Raw genomic sequence first — 19,726 nt, forward strand, 5'->3', positions numbered from 1 at the left:
AACCCGGGAATAGGTATCCAACGGTGAATGGTAATCATCATGAAAGCCGGAAAAGAAGGTCATCACCGGAATTTTGTGATCAATAAAAGATGCATAATCGCTTCCGGTATGCCCGGTTACATCCCATAAATCGAGCTGAAAAGCCACAGGCAGGGAATTGTTCAACTTCATGGCCATACTCCTGAGTGTATCACTTGTGGGCAGTGTCCCGATGCTGAGGATGCGTTCAAGACTGTCGGCAGGATCAGAGCGGGAAACCATATCCATATTTATATATAGCGCAATACTATCCACTTCCAGCCCAAAATTCATAAAATACCGGCTTCCCAGTAAACCTTTTTCTTCAGCCGACCAGGAGGCGAATACCAGGTTACAGGGTGGAGCCTCTTTCTTCTCTGACCAATATCGGGCCATTCCTAACATTGCGGCTACTCCGGAGGCATTGTCATCAGCTCCGCAATAAATACCGGTATTTCGTTTCCCCAGGTGGTCATAATGCGCTCCAACGATAACGGTGAGAGTAGTGTCTTTCCCGCGGATCAATCCCAGGATATTGCTGGCAGGTATGGTTTCTGAATGATTCCTGGTTTGAATTTTCCCGTTAAGTCCGACTTTTTGTACCAGGCTGGATTCGGGTTGCTGATCCCTGAAACGGATATACACATCCAGGCGATAATCAGAAACACCGAATAATTTCAGGGTCGATTCCCTGTTCAACCTCAGAACCGGTATAGTTTCGCTGGCGGTATCCCCGGTAAGAGTATAATAAGCATCCTCATAAGGCAGGTTCCGGATGCTGTCGTCCACTGATTTGACTACGGCCTGCAGCTTTTTCCGGGTTTCTTTCAGGGTGGTATTTTTTACTTCAATTACAGCCACTGCCCCCAGTTTCCCGGCAATGTTAGTTTTATACGCGAGGTCAGCCCATTCTGCCGGAACCTTCGACTGAAAATTCTTCAGGACTGTTGTTGGAGTTTCATCACTACCCGGCAATCCTTCAATAAAAACCACGATTTTGTTCTTAACATCCAAACCTTCATAATCGTTATAGGAACTTCCCGGGGCATAAATTCCATATCCTGCGAAGATGATGGGAACTGTGGCATCAACCTCCCTGCTCCCCGGAATCAATTCATAATCAATAGTATCCACAAGGTTAATCGCAGGTTGCTCTTCGATAAATTCATTCGTCACTTGTAAAATTGAGGATGCTGCCCGGTATTTCAGGACATTAAAAGCCTGAAAATAGTGCAAGCTCCCTTTAACTGGTTGAATATTAAATGATTCAAACTGGGAAGCAATGAACCCTGCTGCCAAAGCATTACCCCTGTTACCAATCTCACGCCCTTCAAGTAATTCGGATGACAGGTATTTATGAATCCCTGAATAGTAATGTGCCGGAATTCTGTCAGTTACAGTATCCTGCTGGCAAAAGCCAGGAAACCAGGCTGAGCAGGAATAACCCATTGAATAATAGCTATTTGCATCCAATGATGGTCAATAAAAACTCATCATGTAACTGGTCAAATTGCATTCATCCCTTGGCAACAGAATTCAGTATCAAGCCAAGCTTTCCTTCAGGAGGGTCAAAATAGTAAAATTGCCCTTTATTTTGAAATTTACTGATTACGCAATTATGAAACATTTGTGAAACAGTATTTCTCTTTCAAAGACTTTTTCGGCCATTTTCCCCATAGCCATCACCTGCTTAATGTTCAACTCATGGTCCAGCAGCACAAGATCGGCATCCTTACCGGCTTCCAGTGTTCCTTTGGAATCGAGTTTCAATAGGGTTGCCGGGGTTGATGTGGCCACCTGCAAGGCTGTTTCAAGCGTGAGTCCTTCATCCAGTACGGCTTCCCTGATCTCTCTCCAGACTGAATCGGGCAGGCCCATTTCCAGTTTAATCAATTTTCCTGTAACAGGGTCAAAACCAGGCAATGAGCCACATGCATCGGAAGTAAAAGTAATATGGTTGATAGGCACGCCTGCCTCAAGTAAGAGCCTCAGGGCAGTGGAAGGTTTTACTTCTTCATCGGCATAATAAGGATATGAACTGGTGGTGATATCTACATACCCTTTGATTCCATAGACTTTGGCATCCTCGAAAATATAGGCATTACGGTTGCAATGGGTAGGTATGAACTGCCTGTAGCTCATTTCTGAATGTTCCACCACTTCATGCAACGGACGGAATGGATCCTGTGCATCACCCATATGCATATTCAGGATACCGGCCTTCCCTCCTATCATTCCTGCAACCCTGGCATGTGCTGTGAGGCGCGTTAATTCCGATAAGGTAGGGACTGAAGAACGGTGATCAGAGATCGCCACTTCACCCACCCCGATAATTTCATCAAATAAGGCAATGTCTTTGGCTATATCGCCCATAATGGTGGGTGGCGGAACCTGGTATGCCCCGGTATACATCCAGGCTGACATACCCTGGGCCCGAAGGGTTTTTACTTTCATTAAAACGCTTTCCACTGTACGGGTGATACCATCTGTTCCAAGGCAACCAATCACAGTGGTAACACCCCCATCAATCATCATACTTACCTGAAGCTCAGGCATTCGGCTGGCAGGGCCGCCTTCTCCCCCACCTCCTGTAATATGCACATGGGAGTCGATGAGTCCGGGAATGAGTTTAAGCCCTGTGCAATCAATGATTTCTACCTCAACCCCTGTGGGTGGAGTGATTGAATCAGAGACTGCAAGAATCGTTTTTCCACCTGTTAAAACATCTTTAACTCCAAGATAGGCTGGAGCATATATCTCGGCATTCCTGAATAAAGTCAGCATAAGGATATTATTTATACACAAAGGTGCTAAAATAATTTGAGCTTATTCAAAGTTACCATCAGTTTGACTAAATTCGCTTTAGGATCAAATATAGATATGAGGATATATATTTCATTGGCATTTTTCTGCATCATGCTGGTAATGAATGCATACAGCCAGAGGGGCAGGTTATTGATTGTCGGAGGAGGAAGTGAAAAAACTGCCGCTATTGGCTGGAGTACCCCTGCTTATACCTGGGCTGTGGAAGGAAAAAGAGTGGCAGTGATCGGCACAAGCACCGGAAGCCTGGCCCCTTATCTTAAACAATACTGTAAAGCTGCTTATGCACGCGAATTTGCCATTGATACGCGCGACAGTGCCGACAGCCAGGTAACTTACGATACACTTATGACTTACCAGGCCATCTTTTTCAGGGGTGGTGACCAATGGGAATATTATTCGCTTTACAGGAATACAATGCTACAGCAGGCTGTAGAGGACATCTTTGCCGCTGGCGGGACTATTTGCGGCACATCAGCTGGCATGCATATACTTTCGGAAACTGTTTTTACTGCTGAGAACGGGACTGTTTACCCTTATGAAGGCATTGAAAATCCGAACAATTCTTACATGACCCTTGAAGATGATTTCTTCGGCTTTGTCCCGGGATATCTTTTCGATACTCATTTTGCTGAAAGGGGCCGGTTCGGACGATTATGCGGTTTCCTGGCGAACCTTAAACTCAATGAAAACGTTGATGTAATTGGATTAGGCATTGATGACCTGAGTTGCATGGCCATCGATTCCAACCTGGTTGGCACTGCTTACGGAACCGGTTGCACAAATATTTACAAACTCACCGGAAGTGTTTCCTTAAATGGTAATAAACTTCTCATCGACTCGGTGAGTGTAACCCAACTCCTACAGGGATGCACCTATAATTTTGTGACAGGCGAGGCGATCTATACTTCACTTACCAAGCCCATTGATGCATCAACTTTAACAGAATCAGGAAATTACACCATATTAGCCAGCGGCAGCGACCTGTTAAGCAGTAACCAGGAAATGTTGTCGGAACTGGTATTGCAGACAGGAAACCAAACGGATGCAATTGCCATTATTTCGGAAAATGCAGGCACAGCCACCTCCTTTATGAATGCCCTGACAAACCTGGCGCAGATGCAGGTAGATATGATTGAACCTTCTCAGTTGTATGGGTCTGATACCAGCACTTTGGGTATTTTACAAAGAGCAGGCAAGGTACTTTTTGTATCCAATGATCCTGAGCATCTTCTTGACTTCCTGGGCAGTATTAATGGCAATTATCTTGAACAAAAGCTTAGAGCAAGCGGTAGCATTTCGGCCTTTGTGGGAATGGATTCAAGGCTTGCAGGCAAAACCGTTGTCGGTAATTTCCTGGAATACGGCAATTCATACTATGGCGAAATGACCCTGGGGCCCGGGCTTGGCTTGCTAAGGAACAGTGTCATCATTCCCAATACCTACCTGAACAGTGATATTTATGAAAACACAGCCACTGCTGTGCCTTATGCCATGGTAAAAGATACCCTGAAATACGGGATATGGCTGACGAATCACAGCTTCATGAAATATTCACCGGTTGATGGCAATTCAACCTTAACAGGCAAAGGGATTGCCCCGGTGATGATACTTACCAATACAGCAACCCTCGGAGGATTTTCAACCCAGACTTCTACGGGTTCCACAAGTTCACTCCCCCGCCAGGTGGCTGGTTTCGACCAGATGCAACTCTCGTTGATTGATGATACCCGGCCATTTATCATGGGGAAAACCTCCTCGATATCAGTTCCGGAAAATGCACATAAACCGCATGTGTCGATCATTACCGACCGAATTACCTCCACCCTGAGGATTAATGCTCAATATCCTGTTAAGAGATGGGAACTTGTTAATGCCGGAGGCCAGATCCTTGCCACTTCTCAGCCAAGTGATAATCCTGCAATTTTAAGCATGCAATCCTATCCGCATGGAATTTACATTTTAAAGATAACGTTGATCAATAATCCTTTCTCTAAAAGTTTAAAAATAGCATGGTAACTAAGTATCTAAATAGTTTCTCCCTCAGTCTGGTTTTTGTTTGCATGATATTCGTGACATTCAATACCACCATTCATTCTCAAAATACCGGTGGAAGCCTGGTAATTGTAGGCGGGGGACTGGAAGCCAATAACAAGAGCATTTATGGACAGATGATTGAATTAGCCGGTGGAACTGAAAAGGCTCGGTTTGCTGTTATCCCTTCTGCCAGTGGGGTTGCAGCCCAATCATGGGTTAGCTTCAGCAAAATCCTGATGACATATGGATTGAAGGCAGAACAGATTCATCTCATCAACATTGCCATGGTGGATGATGACAGCACAACCGATGTGGACGAATCACAATGGAAAAATAATGGGTCTGATCCAAAACTGGCTGAAATTGTAAGAAAATCAACAGCTGTCTGGTTTACCGGAGGCGACCAGTTAAGGACCATGAAAACCCTTGTAAATCCTGATGGAACAGAAACCCCTGTTCTAAAAGCGGTGAGAGAGGTATACCAGAAAGGAGGCGTTATCGGTGGATCGAGTGCCGGTGCGGCCATTATGAGTGAAGTAATGATAGGAAACGGCAGCAGTTTTGGGGCACTAACCCTTCCTATTTCCACTGATATCAATGATGAAGCAGAAAAAGGCAGCCTTCTGATAACCACAGGCCTGGGATTTTTCCCTTATGGAATTGTTGATCAGCATTTTCATGCAAAAGGGCGACTGGCCCGTTTGGCTGTAGCCCTTAACAGCAAATACTCGAAAAGTAATATTGCTTTTGGCGTGGATGAAAACACAGCCATCATTTATTACCCGGCAACAAAGAGCTTCAAGGTTGCAGGTGCCGGCGGGGTTACAATTCTGGAGAATTTTGATACAAAGGTTACTTCCACCAGCGGGGGACTTGCGCTAAAAAATGTTGTACTTTCATACCTGGAAGAAGGTGATGTTTATGACCTGGAGAAGAAGACTGCAAGTCCGGCTCCGGGCAAAAAATCAATCAAAGGAAATGAGTATTATGACCATGAAGCAACTATTCAAACCGGAATATTAAATGGAGAAAACCCTTCCTTCAGGGATCTGATAACCAATGAATTAATTAACAATAAAGCTGCCGGAAGCATTGAGAACCTCAATATCAGCGGAACGAAGACAGCCTATATGATCAGGTTCAGCAAAACGCCGCTGTCAGAAGGCTTTGAGGCTGAAATCACCCCTGAATATACATCCTGCACAGTTCTGAAAGTGTTGATGGATATTTACCCAGTTAACCTGTTACTTCAACCAAAGCAATAACCAATCATTCAAAACAATTATTTATGAAGAAAATTTATCTCTTATTCCTTGCACTGATATTTTTTGTCAGTTGGCTTCAGGCCCAGGATGTTACGGTGAGTGGAAAGGTAACTTCTGCCACCGACAAATCTGCTATTCCGGGGGTCACAATCATTCTGAAAGGTACGTCCAGGGGAACTACAACCGATCTTGACGGCAAATACAGAATTGAAGCCCCTGTAGATGGCATACTGCAATTTTCCTATGTAGGAATGAAAAAGCAGGAAGTTCCTGTCAATGGAAAAAAGGTCGTAAATGTTGAATTGGCAGAGGATAAAGTGGACCTGGGCGAATTGGTGGTTGTTGGCTATTCTACAGAAAGCAAAAAATTGATTTCCGGTTCATTTGGAGTTGTTAATTCAGAAGAGATCAAACAGGTACCCATCAGGACCATTGACGGGGTTCTCCAGGGCAAAGTGGCCGGTGTTACCATTAATCAGAATTCAGGTACACCCGGGGGGCAGAACGTCATCAAGTTCAGGGGCGGAAGCTCAATAAATGCAAGCAATTCTCCCCTGGTCATTATTGATGGGGTTACTACAATCACCGGGAGTTATGGCCAGATTGGCTATAGCGGTCAGGAAACAGATGCTTTAACGGATTTAAATCCCAATGACATTGAGCAGTTCACATTCCTGAAGGATGCGTCTGCTACGGCTATTTATGGTGCCAGGGCTTCCAATGGGGTAATCCTGATTACCACCAAGAAAGGGAATGCCCAGAAGACCTCCATCACACTGAATCAGTCAGTGGGTGTGCAGACTATGCCAAAAGAACGCATCCTTGACCTGATGAACGCACAGGAATGGAATGAATACAAAGGCACCAATATTCAGGGCATTGACACTGACTGGATGAAAGAGATCCTGCAAAGAGCTCCTACCTCAAATACCGAATTATCCATTAGTACAGGAAACAACAATACCCGATTGTTTATTTCAGGAAATTACTACAACCAGGAAGGGACAGTGAAAGGAACGGCCTATGACAGGTTCAGCGGACGTTTGAATGTGGATCATAAGGTGAATCAGAACTTTACCATCGGTGGTGGAGTAGCTATTACCTACTCAAAAAACGACCGGGTTGAAGGGGACCAAACACTCTTTGGGCCTTTACCCAATGCCCTTTCAATCCCTGCCATTTACCCGGTTTATAATGAAGATGGTACTTACAATGAACTGGGGCCTTATGCCAATCCCGTCGCTATTATCAATGAAACCGTTAATGAGGCATTTACCAACAGGACGAATGCCAATATATTCGGCACCTACAAATTCCTCAGGAATTTCACATTTACCAGTAAGTGGGGAGCCGATTTCTACCTGCTCAGGGAACATGAATACGATCCAGTAACAACCAGGCAGGGGGCAAAGTATAACGGACTTGGGATCGAAGGCACTACTTATGTCAGCAACCTTATGACCAGCAACGTTTTACAATACGCTACCACCCTTGATGAGATGCATAATATCGAAGCACTTGCCGGGTATCAGCTTGAAAAATACGCAAGCCGGAGTACTTATATCGAAGGCATCGATTTCCCTAATGAGAACCTGCAATACATAACATCAGCCGGTACCATCAGGGCAGCCTCGGCATCAGCAGGCAACAGTGGAATGAACTCCTATTTCGGACAACTGAAATATAATTACAAGTATAGATATATTGTCACCTTAACAGCAAGGGCTGATGGCTCTTCCAAATTCGGAAAGAATAACCGTTACGGGTATTTCCCGGCTGCTTCTTTTGCCTGGCGTATGAAGGAAGAGATGTTCATGAAAGATGTAAATGCCATTTCTGAACTTAAACTCAGACTTAGTTACGGTTATACCGGAAATGATGGCATTCCGGGTTTTGCTTCCCTGGGATTGTATGGGGGAGGTTATAATTATGGAGGAAGTTCCGGGATTGCACCGACCCAATTACCCAATCCGGACCTTAAGTGGGAAACAACATTGCAAAGAGGAATTGGTGTTGACATAGGATTATTCAAAGACCGTATCAATGTGGTATTTGATTACTATATGAATAAAACCACGGATTTGTTATTGGAACGTCCAATCCCTACTTCAACCGGATTCAGTTCAATCAGTGCAAATATTGGATCACTGGAAAACAAAGGGCTTGAATTGGCCATTACTTCCCAGAATATCAAATCAGATTTCACCTGGAACACCACGTTTAATTGGTCAACTAACAGGAATAAGATCACAGAACTCTACCAGGACCAACCTATCCTTGATTTAGGAAGAGGTGGAAACAGTGTTATGATTGATGAACCGATCGGGGTATTTTATGGCCTGATCTGCCTTGGGGTGGATCCAACCACAGGAAACCTGGTTTATGATGATCTTGATGATGATGGCCTTATCACATCAGAAGACATGACAAAAACCGGTGACCCGAATCCTGATTTTACAGGTGGTATCACTAATACCTTTGGTTATAAAGGTTTTGAATTATCTGTATTCCTTCAGGGGGTATATGGAAATGACATATTCAACGGAACCTTTATCTATCTTGAATCAGGAGGAGGTGAAGACAACCAGACCACCCGTATGGTAAACCGCTGGAAACAGCCCGGTGACATCACTAATATTCCACGGGTGGGTGACTCATACCTTTCTACCCGCTTTATTGAAGATGGCTCTTTCCTGCGGATTAAGAATGTAACTTTGAGTTATACACTCCCTCAAAAGATGCTGAAGATATTCCAGAACACATCCATCCGGGCTTATATCACAGGTCAGAACCTGTATACTTTCACTCAATACCTCGGCATGGACCCTGAAGTCAATTACTATGGCAACGACAATATTATCATGGGTACAGATTTCTTTACCTATCCAACATCCAGGACTCTGATTGCCGGTCTTGACATTAAATTCTAATTCAAATTTAACTGAGATGAAAAAATTTATATACCTCCTATTTTCACTTGCCGTTTTGCTTAGTTCCTGTAATAAGGCACTGGATGTAGAACCAACGGCTTCAATATCACCTGATGTTGCCATTACCAACAAAGCTGGCGTTGGAAAAGCCCTTGCAGGCTGCTATAATTCCCTTCAGGCTGTCGGACTCTATGGCCGGAATATGATCATTATTGGCGACCTGGCAGCAGATAACCTCGACTGGACAGGAACTACCTATGAATATCAGCAAATCCTTCAGCATAATATTCCTGCCAATAATGGGATCGTTGAAGGCATATGGGCTGCAGCTTATGATGGAATTAACCGTGTTAATAATGTATTGTGGAGACTACCATCCATTAATGATATGACTGAAACCGAAAAAGCACAGACTTCAGGAGAACTCTACTTCCTGCGAGCTTTATGCTATTTCCGGTTACTAAACCATTTTGGCGGAGTCCCCGTTAAAACTGAGCCAACACTTGACCTCAGCAACATTGACCAGGCAAAGAATTCTGTGGATGCTGTATACAACCAGATTCTCATCGACCTAAGCATAGCTGAATCAGATCTTCCGGAAACTTCTTCACTCGGCAGGGCTAATAAATTCAGTGCTAAAGCTTTACTTGCCAAAGTATACCTGACCCATTACCATTACAGTAATGACGCAAACAGTGCAGTGCAAGCGATTGCTAGAGCCACAGATGTAATTGCCTCAGAAAAATATAGCCTGGCAACTTCCTATGCTGATTTATTCAATGGTGCAAATTCTTCTGAGTCAGTATTTGAAGTTGTGTATGATGCACAGAATTTCAACAGGCTGGCACAGTATTTTTATCCCAGGAGCCTTACCGGACGTTATGAAATTGCACCTTCAAACCCGATCATCAGCAGTTATGAAACCGGTGACAACCGCTTTGATGTTTCCATTGCCTATGATTCAGAAAACAAGGTGTATGCGACAAAGTACAACGAAGTGGCATCAGGTGCTGACCGTGTATATGTATTCCGCCTTGCCGAAATGCACATGATCAGGGCTGAAGCTTTGGCATACAGCGCTGGGGATATTACCATTATTCAAGATGATATTAATGCTATTCGCCAAAGAGCTGGCTTACAATCGACTGAAGCATCTAATTATGATCAGTTGAAAGCTGCAATCGCTCAAGAGAAAAGAATAGAATTTGCATTTGAAGGACACAGGTGGGATGACATTGTAAGAACCAAAACAGCCTCTACCCTGCTTGGCATTGATCCTAAGTATTATCTGTTCCCTATTCCTTTGAGTGAAATGCAAACCAACAAGCTGATGAAGCAGAACGATGGTTATTGATTTTAATTAAAACAACTTACTGAATATGAAAAAGAAAAATCATCTCATACTACTCTCCTTCCTGCTGATCCTGATATTAGGCAGTTGCGAAAAGAAGGAACTGGGAAACCCTCCCGCAAGTACAATTGCTGATTTCAGTTTCACACTCTCAAATGATGGCTACTTTCCTTGTACGGCGACTTTCTCCAATAGTTCATTGAACGCGAAAGGTTATCATTGGGATTTTGGAAATGGCGCTACCTCAACTGAAGAAAACCCTGTTGTAGAATATACTGCTCCCGGGCTTTACACAGTTACTTTAACCTGTACTCCTGAGAACGATGTGTATTATAACGAGCTGGTGAAAACACTGGTTATCAATGTAAAGGACCCGTTAGCCGGATTTACCCAGGTGATGTATTTCACTTCCCGCGGCCCGGAAGGTGGAAACGGACACCTGGTCATACTTAGTGATGGAGCCCCTGTTGTGCAGGATTTTGAAAAGGTTGACCTTTCAAGGCCATATGGGATTGCAGTTGATACCATTAACAGCAAAGTATATATCTCTGACTACTCATTGGGTGTAATCTATAAATATGACGCCGACGGGAAGAATCCGGTAAAAATCCTTGATGTGAGTGTCCCCGGACAGGAAATTGTAGATTCACCCGAAGCCCTGATGGTACTTGGTGATAAGCTATACTGGGGCAGGCCCGGTGGCATTTATCGCTGCAACCTTGATGGATCCAATCCTGAACCTTTCATCAATACTGGCACATCTGAACCAGAGTATCCCATTGATATGCAGTATGATGCTGCTACCGGAAAAATCTTTTTAGTAAATGACCGAACCGATTATACCGGAGGATACTTTACAGTAAATTTTGATGGAACCGGGATGACCGAGCACATTGTCGATATCGATGGAACAGCGATTGAACTGAACCCTTTCAGCAGAAAAGTATATATGGCAGTATATGCGGTTGATGGTACAGCCATTACTGAAAATGGAATTTATATGTGCAATACAGATGGCACTTCCCTTGGTAAAATCGGTGAATTTGGATCCAAAGCCACCTGGGGTATGACCATCGATTATAAGAACAACAAACTCTTCTGGGGTTATAAAATCAGCAACTCCAATCCCGACGGGAAAATCATCCGATCAAACCTCGATGGTTCCGGTCAGGAAGACTGGATAACTGGAGTGAGTCCGCATGCGATGCAAATATCCTGGGTAAAACTGTGTCAAGGCGGGCAATAGAATCATCTTGAAACCGCCTTGGCGACTGGATTGCAAGGTAAATGGAGCTCTCATCTTTCAGGCAGTGTTCAAAAGAACTATATCCATGACTTCCTGCATACCCCAGCCTAAACAAAAGGCTGCCTCTTTATTGAGACAGCCTTTCTCTTTCCTGGCAGATTAATCACTTTGAGACGAATTATACCGAAAGGAAATGCAGCATTATTTTTGCTAACCTATCCGATCAGGTATAAAATACAAACCACATTAGTGCGTCACATTCACTTTTCGGGTGATAGTTCCAGAAGAGGTTTGAAGTCTTAAGATGTAAACACCTTTTTCCAGGCGTGAAACTGGAATGAAGGCTTGTTTAGTTTCGTTAACTGAACGATAAACCTGGCGGCCATCAGCAGTGAAAAGGCTTATTTCAGCATTTTCGAAGTCACCGCTAACCTTCACCTGATCAGTTGCCGGATTTGGGAATACTGATAAATGGAGAGCAGGTTCAGCATTAACACTTACATCGGTATTATAGATTACCTGTATACTATCGAGCAATAATTTATACATATCGGTGCATTCAAAATGACACCAGGTAAGATAAATATCTTCCCCGATAAATGGCGTAAGGTCAATCAGTCGCTCCTTCCAAACATAATACTCAGTCAACGTAGTAGTTTCTGTGAAAAGCACATTGGAGAAATCTGCCACCTGGTTTCCTGTTGTAGAAAGGGCAACTTTGTATTTTTCCTCAAAATATTCCTCATCAGCAACCTGAACAGTATAGCGAAGTGTAACAGTCCCGGATAAACCAGCCAGGCTGATTTTAGGAGTAACAAGATAATTTTCAGGAGTCAAAGCACCAGGATCACTTAACCATGAATCTGACACCGCATAAACTTCAGACTCCCATGTATTTATTCTCCAAATATAACCATCACCATCCTGGTCGATGGTTGTGAATGTAGAAGGGAGATTCTCAGGGTCATCAAAAAATTCTTCCAGAAGGTAAGTCTGTCCAAAAGAGAATAAACTGATCCCAATCATTGCAAGTAAGAGTAGTGGCTTTTTCATAGGCTTCTTTTTAATATTTAAATAATTGACTATTTGATTTACAATTATAATAAAAAATTGCGAGATTTTGACCAAACCAGAGGTAAAAATCCTAGGCAGTTGGAAAATAACGCATTAAAAGCAAGAAATGAATAAAATCAGAGGGCCACAACCACTTCCTTAGGTTTCGTTTCAGGGAGGACATCATCTTCCAGCCTGAGGTTTTCAATTATGAACCGTTGACGTTCAGGGGTATTCTTCCCCATGTAATATGATAGCATGGAATCAATATCACCGGAGTGTTTAAGGATTACAGGATCCAGCCGCATTGAAGGCCCGATAAAATGGCTGAATTCACCGGGAGAAATTTCGCCCAGACCTTTAAATCGGGTGATCTCTGGGTTGGGGCCTAATTCATTGATGGCATTCACCCGCTCTTCATCATTATAGCAATAGGTCGTCTTTTTCTTATTCCTTACACGAAATAATGGAGTTTGAAGGATAAAGACATGTCCTGTCTTAACCAGATCAGGGAAAAATTGCAGGAAAAATGTCAGCAATAATAACCTGATATGCATTCCATCAACATCGGCATCGGTAGCAATAACTATATAATTATATCTCAGGTTTTCAATATCGTCTTCAATATTCAATGCAGCCTGCAGGAGATTAAATTCTTCATTTTCATAGACCACCTTTTTATTCATTCCAAAGCAGTTCAATGGCTTACCTTTTAGTGAAAATACAGCCTGGGTATTCACATCACGGCTTTTTGTAATACTTCCGCTGGCTGAATCACCTTCAGTGATAAATAAGGTAGTTTCAAGTTTACGTTCATCATTTGAATTATAATGAACCCTGCAGTCCCTGAGTTTTTTATTATGAAGACTGACTTTCTTAACACTTTCCTTCGCTAACTTTTTTATGCTGGCTAACTCTTTACGCTCTTTTTCATTCTGCAGGATTTTCCTGTATAAAGATTCAGCCACATCGCTATTCATGTGGAGGAAGTTATCAAGGCGTTTCTTAAGGATATCTGTAATAAATTTATTCACGGTAACGCCACCGGGTTCCATGTGAGATGAACCAAGTTTTGTTTTGGTCTGGGATTCAAACACCGGTTCTGAAACCCTGACACTGACTGCAGCAACCAATGATGACCGGATATCACCCGGTTCGAAATCTTTCCCGTAAAATTCTCTGACTGTTTTTACAAATGCTTCACGGAAGGCGGCAAGATGAGTTCCACCCTGGGTAGTGTGCTGGCCATTGACAAATGAATAATATTCTTCACCTGATTGCCGCGAACTATGTGTAAATGCGCATTCGAAATCATCTTCCTTAATATGAATAAGCGGGTAGAGTTTAGGATTGCCATTATTCACCTTCTCGAGCATATCCAGCAAACCATTCTTAGCCTGGAAACGCTGCCCGTTGAAATATATAACCAGGCCGTTATTGAGGTAACAATAATTCCAGAGCATCTGCTCTATATACTCGGGGATGAAATGGTAATTTACAAACAGGCTTTCATCGGGTGTGAAGGTAATCAATGTACCATTCCGGAGTTCACATGGTTCTTCCCCAGTCTCTTTCACCAGGTCACCCTTGGCAAAATTTACAATATTTGTTCGCCCGTCACGGATCGACTGAGCTGTAAAATGGCTGGATAATGCATTAACTGCCTTAGAACCGACACCATTTAATCCCACAGCTTTCTTAAAAACCTTAGAATCGTATTTTGCACCGGTATTCATCTGGCCTACGCACTCTATGAGCTTTCCAAGTGGAATCCCCCTGCCATAATCACGTACACTCACCGACTGATCTTTAATCACCACCTCAATCGTGCGGCCATGGCCCATTACATACTCATCAATAGCGTTATCCGTGATTTCTTTCAGGAGAACATAAATACCGTCATCATGAGAAGATCCATCTCCCAATTTACCAATGTACATACCCGGACGTTGACGGATATGCTCATTCCAGGCTAATGACCTGACACTGTCTTCGTTATAACTGCCTTGTGTTTCCATAATTCTGAGGCAAATATAGATCAATTGAAAATTCTAAACAGGCCATGTAATGCCCTTTTTAGCAGAAGTTATGCACAGGGGGCTGTTCTTAATCCGTGAAAAAAAGTTGAAAAATGAGATGATGAACTGCTCCTTGAAAGAATCACAGTAGTATAAGACAAAAGTCAAATAAGAAATACTGTATCTTATAATTTTAAAAGCCAGCAATCAGGAAATGAGGGCTTTAGTTCTTTTATCCTTGTTTTGGCCTTTGATTCGGTAGGATATGAGCCAAGTGAAACCCTGAACCGATCGGCTGACTTAACAACCATTGCATCATTGTAACCCTTGATTTTTAAATCACTGACTTCCTGTCTGGCTGGTTCTTCAGTTTTATGACTTGCAACCACAATAAAATAATGATGTGATTCTTTATTATCAGCATCAGTTGTGATTTCCAATGCTTTTGCTGCATTATTTTCCTTCTTAATGACTTTACCATCGTCAACTTTTAGATCCTGGGTTTTAGTGGCCAAATGCTGAACTAAAGAATCTGTTCCACAAATAAGGATATTGGAGGGTTTGTCATTTTTATCGCCCATCCACAGAACTGCATACCCATTCTTTACCCCGACACCCATGGCTTTCCATTCTTTGGATTGCCATTTGCCTTTATTAAGAATCATTTCCCTTGAAGCCTGGACCTGTTTCCAGAGCTCAAAAGCTTCAATCGCAGAAGCAGATTCCTCCTCCCAGTAAACCAGTTCATATCCTTTACCCGTATAATCAGTAATTTCAGAGGGTTTGCTGTTCATACACCGGATCCCTTGCGGATCCTTGTTGGAACAGCAGGAAGACCATCCCGGACCTTCTGTCCAGCTATTCAGGTTGCATCCACTTTCCTGGGGTTTCCAGGTCAGCAGGTTTTCAATGTGAATGCGCGAAACCAGGCTTAGTGAACCCGATAAAGGAATAACTGAAAGCTTACTTTGTTTTCTCAAGTCATTCACTAGATTGAAGAGAATCATTTCTTCCTGCGACACACAGAAATTATCTCCGGGGTCATTGACTGTTTTAACAGGTACATCCTGTGAATGACCGTTTAAATGAAAAAACAGGATGATGCCCAGAAAACAAATGATTATACGCATACGATCAACAAATAAGAAATACTATCCTTCTAACATTCATTTACGCTGTAAAGATACGTCAATTGTCAGTTTCATCAAAGAAAACAACTGTATTGAAGTGTCGGCTCTTTCCTCCCGATATTCAAAGTCTGTTATTTGAAAATAAAGATCTTGAAGACTGCACCTACCTGGTGAAAGAAAGATATTTTTTTGAATTCCGGAGGAGTAACTGATTGCATCTTCAGTATCAATGTCTGAAGGTAGTCAACAATGTGGGCTTCACCGTTGTAATTGATCCATTCTGCATCATCTATTGGTTTATGGTAATCATCATGTAAGCCCGTAGTGAAATAGATCACAGGAATCCCTTTCTCAAGAAAGGGGTGATGATCGGAAAAGGCGGGAGCACCTTTCGTTTTTTTGAATTTGAAATCACCTTTTCCCATTGATTTTAATATTTTGTTCCAGGTACGCGATGATCCTAACCCCAGGACAAACAGGTTGTTTTTCCCATTCCAGTTGAAACGTCCAACCATATCAAGGTTTAACATCCAGGCAATTTCTTCTTTTCTGAAATCAGGGGAATTACAGAAGTTTTTAGAACCAAAAAGGCCTTTTTCTTCTGCACCAAATGCGATAAACAGAACATTGTATTTCAGATCCGGCTGAACAGAGGCCCACCTTGCCAGTTCCATAATGGCGGCAGTTCCGCTGGCATTGTCATCAGCACCGTTATGTATCTTTGGCTCTCCCACTTTTGGGTCTTTCACTCCCGGTGTTCCTACGTGATCATAATGCGCACCAACGATAATGGTCTTAGCAGCTCCCTTGTTGAGATAGCCAGCAACATTATAGGCTGCAGGTCTTGTACGGTTTATTTTAACAAGTAAAGTAGCTTTGGGGTGATCTAGTTTTTTGATCTGATTTGCAAGACTCATTGAAACATATACAACTGGTACTTTAAAGTCAGATGTAGAATCAGCAAAAAACAAAAGGTTGCGGAACTCCGAATTCTTACCATTATATAGTATGATGGCTGCAACACCTTGACCAGCAATCGATTCTATACTATCAAGTTTCTGTCGGATCGCTTTCTGACTCATTTTCTTCCTGCCTTTCAGATCGAATAAAATGGCTTTACCAGTCGCATCTTTTAGATCTGTGCTTTCACTGTCATAGATTTCAACCTCATTGATTTCACCATCGGCTGACCCGGCAACGGCACCAAAGTCGACCCCACTTTTGTATTGTATTCCATTGATTGCCAATTTTCCTTCCTGAAACTGGTAATTCTGGAAATTGAATTTTTTCAGGTAAGATCCATCATTGCTATGAAAAGGGACCAGTCCGGACTTTTTAAAAGATTCTGCTATATAAGTCGCAGCCATTAACTCATAAGGAGAGCCGGCTTCACGGCCAAACATTGAATCATGTGCCAGGGCACCAATATCCTGACGAAGGTTCTGTTCTATGCCGGAAATATTCTGTGCTGTTGAAACACTTATTCCCAGAAAGGGAAGAATTGCCAGAAAAATAAACTTAGAAAATCTTACCATAAACCTTGGAATATAAATCAAACCCATTCGCTCTTTATAGGCTGTGAATTTAGTTTTTTTGAAGGCTCAACGTTGTTTTTAAAGACACTAATTTTATTGATAAATACAGACTGATATCTGATGATACTTTCCTGTGTGCCGGCGACTCTCATTTTTCGATGATTTCTATCCGCTGATTTTCAATTATGCTTACTTTTGGAGGCATTACGGATCAGGCAGGCCATATTCCCAGGATACTTAAGGAATGAATAAAATCAGGAAAAGTTTTCAGGCAATCTTCAGCATTCTCAGAAATCCATATCTCCTTAACCTCGTATTGGAAGATAATGATCGCTGGCAGAATTATTTAAAAAAGAACCACTCACAGACAGGACAACTCCCTCAACTGAATTTCCTTGACCTTTTCGGTCCTTTCACCGACAAAGTGGAACCTTTCCTATTCCTGGATGGCGGCTCCCTCCCTACCGATCTTGCTTTGCTCAGGGCTCTTGCCGGAAAGGTTCAGGCAAAATCGTATTTTGAAATAGGTACCTGGAGGGGTGAAAGCGTTGCAAATGTCAGTCCGGTTGTGGCTGAGTGTATGACCATGGATCTGCCGGATGAAGAAAAAAGAGCTTTGGGTATGACTGAAGAATATATCCTTCAACATGCGGTTTTATCAAAGCACCTGGCAAATGTGCAACACCTGAAAGCAAACTCCTTTAGTTTTGATTTCAGCAAGTTGAATAAAAAATTTGACCTGGTCTTTATCGATGGGGATCATCACTATGAGGGAGTCCTGAATGATACCCGTAAGGTTTTTTCAAATCTGCTGCACGAAAATTCTGTAGTGGTATGGCATGATTATGCTTTTAATCCGGAAAAGGTACGATATGAAGTGTTATCCGCCATCCTCGATGGAACAGATCCCTCGAAACACGGACATCTCTTCCATGTAGCCAATACACTTTGTGCCGTTTATCTGCCAAATTTCAAGTCACCGGCTAGAAATCAAAAGGTATCTTTCAGGGTCGATTTAACAGTCAAATAGAAATTCTAAAACAATTTTCGCCAATCTTTCAGCCTGGTAAAATCATCCTGGGTTATAAGCAAATCCTTATACCATCCCTGGTATTCCTTTGCAAAGAACCAAAGGAATAACACAGAGGTAAATACATAGGAAATGGAGGTTGCCAAACCTGCTCCTGAAATACCAAATGAAGGAATGAGCATGAAATACAGCAGAACTGAGATAACCAGGCCTGCGGAAGATATTCGTGTATTTACATAATACCGGCCCGTCCCGGAATAATAATGACCGAGTAAAATGGAAAAATTATAAATCAGCACCCCTGGCACCAGCGTCCAGATAACCTGTTTAACCTCTCCAAACCCGGGTCCAAAAATAAAACTATAGGCAGAAACCGGCAGCACCAGTAATGGTATCATCAGAATAAGGCTCAAAAGGAATCCAAGTTTGATCAATTTCATGGTCATACCGGCTGACTTTTCTCTATCATCAGAATTGGCCACCCATGAGTATTGTACCAGTGACATACTCTTTGCAATAAGCCAGATGGACTCAGCTATGGAAATACCATTACCAAATACACCCACTGCAGCCAACCCTTTATACTCGCCGAGAACATAATAACTAAGCCGGAAACTTAACAGTTGGGTAATGTGCGCTACCTGGTTCTGAAGGCCATACCTGAACATCTGACTGACAACAGGCAGAAACTGAATAATGGGGAACAATTTCAAGCCTGCTAAATACTCCCTGACCTGGAATGTACTTATCAGCAAACATAACCCAAGGGAAACATAGAGTGAAATTATATAGGCATTTACCGACATCAAGCCAAACCCCAGGAAAGACACCAGCAGTGAAATCACCAGTATTACCGACTGCAACCAGACCAGTTGATTTGATTCTTTGATCCTCTGTTTCCCAATCAGCAAATTGGAATGAATACTCATGAATGAATTGATCACAGCCAGTATGCTGATATGTAGAACAAACTCTGCCTCCACCAGTCCTGTGAAGTAAAGGACTATACAGGATGCAACTCCCATGAGCAATGTCCAGGCATAGGAAGGGACAAGCAAAAGATAAGCTTCAAAGCGAGGTACCAGGTATACCAATGTTGCCCCACCCACCAGGTTGGAAAAAATAAGGATGAAGCTGATGGTCGTAATAATAATACTCTGGCTCCCCTTCCCTTCCGGACCAAGATATCTCGATAACAGGACGGCGATCAACAGGTTTATCACAGCTGAAAAAGCCCGGATTCCGAAAGTATGGATGATCTTTTTCAGCATGTCTGATGTCTGATGTTGG

General features: G+C 42.7%; 13 protein-coding genes. 6 read left to right on the plus strand and 7 right to left on the minus strand.

The genetic code is table 11. The features are described from left to right. Window positions 1-1,491: M20/M25/M40 family metallo-hydrolase (locus IPH84_12930; protein ID MBK7174109.1), on the minus strand; the 1,491-nt coding region annotated here is incomplete at its 3' end. 135 nt (window positions 1,492-1,626) lie between these two features. Further along, window positions 1,627-2,802 (minus strand): beta-aspartyl-peptidase, encoded by a 1,176-nt coding sequence (locus IPH84_12935; GenBank protein MBK7174110.1) that lies wholly within the window; start codon window positions 2,800-2,802, stop codon window positions 1,627-1,629. 96 nt (window positions 2,803-2,898) lie between these two features. On the opposite strand from IPH84_12935, the gene IPH84_12940 reads away from it, so the two are divergent. Genes IPH84_12940 through IPH84_12960 form a run of 5 tightly spaced genes read left to right on the plus strand, consistent with a single transcriptional unit; the run spans window position 2,899 to window position 11,670 of the window. Further along, a complete protein-coding gene (locus IPH84_12940; GenBank protein MBK7174111.1) occupies window positions 2,899-4,860 on the plus strand; it encodes a cyanophycinase in 1,962 nt (653 codons plus the stop codon). Further along, window positions 4,854-6,143, plus strand: a complete 1,290-nt coding sequence (locus IPH84_12945) for a cyanophycinase (GenBank protein MBK7174112.1) — start codon at window positions 4,854-4,856, stop codon at window positions 6,141-6,143. Before IPH84_12940 ends, IPH84_12945 begins: the two co-directional genes overlap by 7 nt. Before the next feature lie 23 nt (window positions 6,144-6,166). Then, window positions 6,167-9,073, plus strand: a complete 2,907-nt coding sequence (locus tag IPH84_12950; GenBank protein MBK7174113.1) for a TonB-dependent receptor — start codon at window positions 6,167-6,169, stop codon at window positions 9,071-9,073. 16 nt (window positions 9,074-9,089) lie between these two features. After that, a complete protein-coding gene (locus IPH84_12955; GenBank protein MBK7174114.1) occupies window positions 9,090-10,427 on the plus strand; it encodes a RagB/SusD family nutrient uptake outer membrane protein in 1,338 nt (445 codons plus the stop codon). A gap of 25 nt (window positions 10,428-10,452) precedes the next feature. After that, window positions 10,453-11,670 carry a PKD domain-containing protein gene (locus IPH84_12960; protein MBK7174115.1) on the plus strand — a complete coding sequence of 406 codons (1,218 nt, stop codon included), beginning with the start codon at window positions 10,453-10,455 and terminating at the stop codon, window positions 11,668-11,670. A 246-nt stretch (window positions 11,671-11,916) separates the two neighbouring features. Here IPH84_12960 and IPH84_12965 read toward each other — a convergent pair whose 3' ends face one another. From IPH84_12965 to IPH84_12980, 4 genes are all read right to left on the minus strand, one after another. Then, the gene (locus tag IPH84_12965) at window positions 11,917-12,723 is read right to left on the minus strand and encodes a choice-of-anchor J domain-containing protein (protein MBK7174116.1); all 807 of its coding nucleotides are present in this window, start codon (window positions 12,721-12,723) and stop codon (window positions 11,917-11,919) included. A gap of 137 nt (window positions 12,724-12,860) precedes the next feature. Next, window positions 12,861-14,741 (minus strand): type IIA DNA topoisomerase subunit B, encoded by a 1,881-nt coding sequence (locus IPH84_12970; GenBank protein MBK7174117.1) that lies wholly within the window; start codon window positions 14,739-14,741, stop codon window positions 12,861-12,863. Window positions 14,742-14,926: 185 nt separating this feature from the next. After that, on the minus strand, window positions 14,927-15,871 hold the full coding sequence (locus tag IPH84_12975; protein MBK7174118.1) for an SPOR domain-containing protein: 945 nt from the start codon (window positions 15,869-15,871) through the stop codon (window positions 14,927-14,929). A gap of 131 nt (window positions 15,872-16,002) precedes the next feature. Continuing rightward, window positions 16,003-17,406, minus strand: coding sequence for a M20/M25/M40 family metallo-hydrolase (locus IPH84_12980; protein ID MBK7174119.1), 1,404 nt, complete (start codon window positions 17,404-17,406; stop codon window positions 16,003-16,005). 244 nt (window positions 17,407-17,650) lie between these two features. Here IPH84_12980 and IPH84_12985 point away from each other — a divergent pair, with 244 nt between their 5' ends. Further along, entirely contained in the window at window positions 17,651-18,436 is a 786-nt protein-coding gene (locus IPH84_12985) for a class I SAM-dependent methyltransferase (protein MBK7174120.1), read from the plus strand. A gap of 5 nt (window positions 18,437-18,441) precedes the next feature. Here the strand turns inward: IPH84_12985 and IPH84_12990 are convergent, their stop codons facing one another. Continuing rightward, on the minus strand, window positions 18,442-19,707 hold the full coding sequence (locus IPH84_12990) for a polysaccharide biosynthesis C-terminal domain-containing protein (protein MBK7174121.1): 1,266 nt from the start codon (window positions 19,705-19,707) through the stop codon (window positions 18,442-18,444). Window positions 19,708-19,726: the final 19 nt, after the last annotated feature.

It is taken from the genome of Bacteroidales bacterium, from assembly GCA_016707785.1.
Taxonomy (GTDB): Bacteria; Bacteroidota; Bacteroidia; order Bacteroidales; family UBA4417; genus UBA4417.